This window comes from Nostoc sp., from assembly GCF_036916575.1.
Lineage (GTDB): Bacteria > Cyanobacteriota > Cyanobacteriia > Cyanobacteriales > Nostocaceae > Nostoc.
In genome coordinates, this window is the sequence record NZ_JBALGC010000091.1 from 1 (window position 1) to 5,026 (window position 5,026).

A 5,026-nucleotide genomic window follows, 5' to 3' on the forward strand; every position below is an offset into this window, starting at 1 on the left:
GTGTTACTAATCCTTTAAGTGATACTTTTCGCATATATAACCCAAATAAGAATATTCCCGAAAAAGACCCAGACCTCAAATTTATTTACTATTGGATAAGCGAACTAAAAGCTTACAGTTTACCAGAAATTATTCAAGGTAAATATATTGGCACTAGTTCTTATCCACAAACTATTTTAGATTGGGCTAAAACCCGCAAAGTTAACGGTAAAATTATCTCTGACCTGCGGAAAAAAGTAAGAGAAAGGTTAACTCTCCAAGGTGGATATGAATATGAAAGTGCAGTTGCAGCTAAAGAAACAGTCAATAAATACTGGCAGCACAAAGATAGACAGTACAAAGAATTCAAGGAATTAGAGGCAGAACTAGAGTAGTTAAATAGAATTCTCTGCAACAAAAGTGAAATACTCTGAATTTAATAAACCAATAGCGCTTACCTCTAGTCAGGTGGGCGCTAATATTATTTGCAGCAATGTTTACAAGTTGCCTTTGGTTCGATGTCTACGGCGGGCTATTCTGTGTCGCCCTTCTGAAATTCTTAGAGGAAAATTTGGGAAACTGCGATCACTAACCACAGACTACCCATTGCTACCAACACCAGCACAGATGCAAGCGATTTTTTCGATGACCTCAATCCTTTTATCAGAATGTAATTTTCACATTACAACTAGGATCAGAAGCCCTGCTTTTATCAAAAACGAACCTAGCAGCGACGCTTCCAAAACCTCGTGAATAGCTGCCACCCAAGTAATGCCATTGATTATCTTGGATGCCTGCATCTCCGGTATAGAATTTTTTAATGGGTAGGGTTCCTCCGTCACTATAACCAACATTTGCTTTATTTCCGCCTTTATTACTTCCCTTGTTAATTTTATAGGAGACTTCTATTATTGAGCTTGCATTTCTTCCGATGCCTTGATTGTAATCGACTCGAATTGTGCCTGTAAAACCTCCAGCACTACATGAATAGTTACGAGTAACGGCCTCAGCAGGTGCTGGAATCAAAGCAATGCCACTGCAAGCAACAGCCATTGCAGCAGTACCAATAACAAAACGGTTTGTTGCCTTTCTAATTTGACGATCAGTCAAACTATTGACCATTAGAGACTTCCTTTTTGTTCTAAATGCTGTTGTGGAATAACAATTTATCTATCCAAACTTAATATTATCCCAAAGGGTACTATTAATATAAGGTAAATAGCAGTATGGTAGGCTGATGGGTTAAAAAAGATAAAGCATCGTTATGGCTAACATTAGCTCCTTTTTCAACCGTCAAAGCAATGTGAGACATTCCTTGTCACCTTTAACACCAAATTTTAATTACTGTACCGTATATGCCGTGCTTGATCCACAATCCCTTATGGGCAAGCCTTTTGAGACTTAACAAGAAAAGTTACACCCCTAGAGTGATCGCCTTTCATAAAATCAAGCGACTCAAAGTTGCACACTTTCTGGAGCGATGGCTTTTACAGAATACAAGCGTTCACGTAGTGTCCGCACCAGAGGAAAAATTAAACGAGGTAGAGGAGCAATCGCATAAACTAACTACTACCGAATACTTATTTTGTAGCTCTTGGGGTATCAACTCGCTCGTTGAGTTCTCGAAGTTGTTGGTTTAATTCCCTTTGTCGTTTGAGCAAAATTTCCAAATCTTGCTTCGTTGCTAAATCCGCCCTGTTAGCGGGAATAAGGTGATTTAGCTGATTTAGGCACGTATTCAAGCCAGCAGCAAATTCATAACGCGTAACTGGGCGCGAACCTCGATATGTGTCATCAGGATACCCAGATAGACAACCTGCCTGGGGAACTGTGTTGCGCCTGTCGCTTGGTGTTTGTGACAAAGTTTTTGATGGATAGAAAATAATTGTTGCTAGTGCCAAGGTAGTTGTAACGGTGGCGAATGGGAGCAAGCCAGCAATTATTGATGACATCTTAAACATTGGTCGCAGCTGCAAGCCATTTACTCCTTCACCTTATCAAACTAATATTCTGCTTTCAACTGGAGTTTAATTCTGCTCTTGCGTATATGCTGTGCTTGATCCACAATTCTTTATGGGCAAGCCTTTTGAGACTTAACAGAAAAAGTTACACCCCTGGAGCGATCGCACTCCTGGCTTCAAGAGCGATCGCCTCAACAAATGGGAACCCTGGTAATAGTTGCGTTTCTCGCCGTCATTACATTCTTAAACTTCCTCAAACCCAAACCAGCCCAGCCAACTATTGATAGCTACGGGCAACAAGCCTGCGGTGTCCCTCAAGAGCAAATTCAATCACTGATGGAATGGTTGTTTGCTAGTCTGCTAAATGCGGGTTACTTGGGAAAAGCGCACATTATTTGGTACGACAGCGATAACCCAGACTCTAGCCTAGAGCAGAAAGTTAAAAAAGTTGTGCGCTCTGGTGAGCCAATTTTTTTGTATCGTTGCGGTGGTAGGGTGTCGTCGCTGCCCAAAGGCTATTACTGGCGGATGATGAGCGAATACCCATCAATGCGGATTTAGGGACTTCCAAGAAATAAAATATACAGCTATTAAAAATGATAATCATTACAGAGAGGGGAGTCTTGGGTTGCCGTTGGCAATCCAAGACTCCCCAAATACACATAAAAAATCTGCACTTTCTTGGGATCAAGAGTGCTATTTAATGGTAGTTAATCATTTAGCCTTAAAGACTAACCTGTTAATTAGTAAAGCTTATGGGTACACTGGACTAAAAGCTAAACTAATAAAGTAAGCGCTGTGAAAAATTCCCAAAGAGCAATGGCTATAAAGTAGCGGTTGGCTGTTCTGATGGCTGACAGAGAGGTTGATTACAAAGAACTCGCAGAAATAACAGGGATGCACCCAGTTACAGTTTCTAAGCACAAAAACTCAAAAATTATGCCATCAAGGTTGGAAAGTGAAACCCTAGAAAAATACTGCGAAGCTTTAAAATGCCAGCCTGGAGAACTACTTGTGTGGATGCCAGAATCAAAAAAGGTGGTAGAGGAACAAACAGCTGTAGCTTGATCGCAGTTTCATTTACTCACGAGGGCACAGCATTGCTATGCCTTTGCTATTTGCCATCGGATTTTCCAGTCAATGCGAAATTTTCCCATCTGCGTATTTAAACCATGAATTATAGACTGCAAAAAATTATTTCTGGAGGGCAAACAGGAGCAGACAGGGCTGGGCTGGATGCTGCTAAAGCTTTGGGAATTTCTACTGGTGGTACAGCTCCTAAAGGGTGGAGGATATGTTTGCCTGATGGTTCCGATGGTAGCGATCCGTCGCTTCTTGATTTTGGGCTGGTTGAACATGAAAGCTATAATTACCGCCCACGGACTATTAAAAATGTTGCAGATGCCGATGCGACAGTGTGGTTTGGTTTTGAGGGGAGTCCTGGGGGCAAGGTAACTATCTCCACGTCCAGAAAGTTAAGGAAATTTCTGATCGTAAACCCAAACGCCCAAGAATTGTATCGCTGGACGTCAAACAATCAGATAACAACATTGAATGTCGCAGGCAACAGACTTAGCGACCAAAACCCCGATATCTATCAGCTGACTTACCAAACCATCATTGAAGCTTTTAGTTAGGTGTGATCGCAAGACAGCGGGGTTGCGCTATCGCAGTCCTAACTCCTAACTGATTGCCGCAATCCCCAGTCCCCAGTCCCCAGTCCCCAATCCCTAATCCCTAATCCCTCAATTACCTATGGAAAAAGGGCTATCAACAAATACATCACATGGGTAATTAAGCTTTAGCTCTTGGTGCAAGCATCTCACAAAAAACCCACGCTGTAGCACAACGTGGGCATTATGGTTGTTAGCTGAAATACCTACAATGGCTCAACACAAGCCTGAATTCGTAGCATATCAGGGTCAATTCTGAGTTTGGGATTTAAGCTTGTATCTTTCGAGATCAACAATACGACCTCCCCATTCTCCACCACAGCTGGAGGTCTGCCTGCTCGTGTGTTGTATGCACCTAATACCAATTTAAATGGTGTTGAGGGCAGATAGGGCATCGAGAATGAAGGAATACCCCGTAATGGACATAATTACTTCTGGTGTTAACTCAGCTAAGAGTTGATCGACTTTGGCTTGCAGTTGATCAAGTGTTTGGAACGAAGCCCATTTAAGATCGGTTTTGAGATGTTCCCACAGTCGCTCAATCGGATTGAGTTCTGGACAGTAAGGTGGTTGAAATAACAAAACGACATTCTCAGGCACAATCAAATTTTTAAGGACTTCCAGAAAATAAAATATTGTTAAACTAATCACTAAAACTTATGAGTTAGGAGTTAGACTGACTAAAGAAGCTATGTTAAAAATTGAGAACAAAATCAACCGATTAACTGATTCAAACCATGAAACTTTTCCGAATTTAGGGAAGTGGTTTATTGATATTTGCTATAGAGCAACATAATTAAAAAAACTAGTTATTCAATTTTTTTAACAATAACTAATAATACTACACCATTAAATAGCACTCTTGATCCCAAGAAAGTGCAGATTTTTTATGTGTATTTGGGGAGTCTTGGATTGCCAACGGCAACCCAAGACTCCCCTCTCTGTAATGATTATCATTTTTAATAGCTGTATATTTTATTTCTTGGAAGTCCCTTATCAGTTAGAGGTTAAGGATGGGGAGTGATAAGGTTTTCAGTTCTGGCCCAAGTGGGAGCGATGCCTACGGCGGGCGCTTGAGCCATCCCATAAACTAACTGCTGTCGAATACTTATTCTATGGTAATACTAATTTAGTCAAAAAAGTAACTAATAAGCAGATACTAACATGGGTAGTTCTCCAAAATTTTTAGCTGCTATAGTTGGTAGCTTCTTAAGCCTAGTGACGATAAATGTTAACTCAGTACAAGCCGGCAGCTTTACTTTTACATCAATCGTTAACAGTAGGGATAATCAGGACTTTTTCGATATCCGTCCTTTTAATGCAATCAACGATAATGGCACAGTCGCTTTTACTGCTGCATCCCCAAGTCCAGGCAGCATCTTTACTAGTAATGGTGGAGCAATTACTACTGCC

8 protein-coding genes and 1 pseudogene are annotated in these 5,026 nt (G+C 41.0%); 6 read left to right on the forward strand and 3 right to left on the reverse strand.

Annotated features, from left to right (window positions below):
* Nucleotides 1-374 (forward strand): FAD-binding domain-containing protein (locus V7L29_RS18995; RefSeq protein ID WP_442944217.1); only part of this gene is annotated, 374 nt, incomplete at its 5' end.
* Between the two features lie 268 nt (nucleotides 375-642).
* Here the strand turns inward: V7L29_RS18995 and V7L29_RS19000 are convergent.
* A complete protein-coding gene (locus V7L29_RS19000; RefSeq protein WP_334736478.1) occupies nucleotides 643-1,101 on the reverse strand; it encodes a hypothetical protein in 459 nt (152 codons plus the stop codon).
* Between the two features lie 458 nt (nucleotides 1,102-1,559).
* Entirely contained in the window at nucleotides 1,560-1,931 is a 372-nt protein-coding gene (locus V7L29_RS19005) for an S-layer homology domain-containing protein (protein WP_334736479.1), read from the reverse strand.
* A gap of 207 nt (nucleotides 1,932-2,138) precedes the next feature.
* Between V7L29_RS19005 and V7L29_RS19010 the strand changes: the two genes are divergently transcribed.
* The 3 genes from V7L29_RS19010 (at nucleotide 2,139) to V7L29_RS19020 (ending at nucleotide 3,577) form a co-directional block, all read left to right on the forward strand.
* Nucleotides 2,139-2,501 carry a hypothetical protein gene (locus V7L29_RS19010; protein WP_334736480.1) on the forward strand — a complete coding sequence of 121 codons (363 nt, stop codon included), beginning with the start codon at nucleotides 2,139-2,141 and terminating at the stop codon, nucleotides 2,499-2,501.
* 276 nt (nucleotides 2,502-2,777) lie between these two features.
* On the forward strand, nucleotides 2,778-3,008 hold the full coding sequence (locus V7L29_RS19015; RefSeq protein ID WP_334736481.1) for a helix-turn-helix domain-containing protein: 231 nt from the start codon (nucleotides 2,778-2,780) through the stop codon (nucleotides 3,006-3,008).
* Between the two features lie 104 nt (nucleotides 3,009-3,112).
* A complete protein-coding gene (locus V7L29_RS19020) occupies nucleotides 3,113-3,577 on the forward strand; it encodes a YpsA SLOG family protein (protein WP_334736482.1) in 465 nt (154 codons plus the stop codon).
* 402 nt (nucleotides 3,578-3,979) lie between these two features.
* On the opposite strand, the gene V7L29_RS19025 is transcribed toward V7L29_RS19020, so the two are convergent.
* The gene (locus V7L29_RS19025) at nucleotides 3,980-4,264 is read right to left on the reverse strand and encodes a transposase (RefSeq protein WP_334736483.1); all 285 of its coding nucleotides are present in this window, start codon (nucleotides 4,262-4,264) and stop codon (nucleotides 3,980-3,982) included.
* Between V7L29_RS19025 and V7L29_RS19030 the strand changes: the two are divergent.
* Both V7L29_RS19030 and V7L29_RS19035 read left to right on the forward strand, forming a co-directional pair.
* Nucleotides 4,248-4,409, forward strand: a pseudogene (locus tag V7L29_RS19030) (ISAzo13 family transposase); the annotation flags it as partial. The gene V7L29_RS19025 and the pseudogene V7L29_RS19030 sit on opposite strands and share 17 nt — an antisense overlap.
* A gap of 368 nt (nucleotides 4,410-4,777) precedes the next feature.
* On the forward strand, nucleotides 4,778-5,026 hold a 249-nt coding region (locus V7L29_RS19035), incomplete at its 3' end, for a hypothetical protein (protein WP_334736484.1).

Coding starts and splice junctions, on each gene's coding strand:
- V7L29_RS19000 (WP_334736478.1), bottom strand. CDS start 1,101: ATGGTCAATAGTTTGACTGATCGTCAAATTAGAAAGGCAACAAACCGT.
- V7L29_RS19005 (WP_334736479.1), bottom strand. CDS start 1,931: ATGTCATCAATAATTGCTGGCTTGCTCCCATTCGCCACCGTTACAACT.
- V7L29_RS19010 (WP_334736480.1), top strand. CDS start 2,139: ATGGGAACCCTGGTAATAGTTGCGTTTCTCGCCGTCATTACATTCTTA.
- V7L29_RS19020 (WP_334736482.1), top strand. CDS start 3,113: ATGAATTATAGACTGCAAAAAATTATTTCTGGAGGGCAAACAGGAGCA.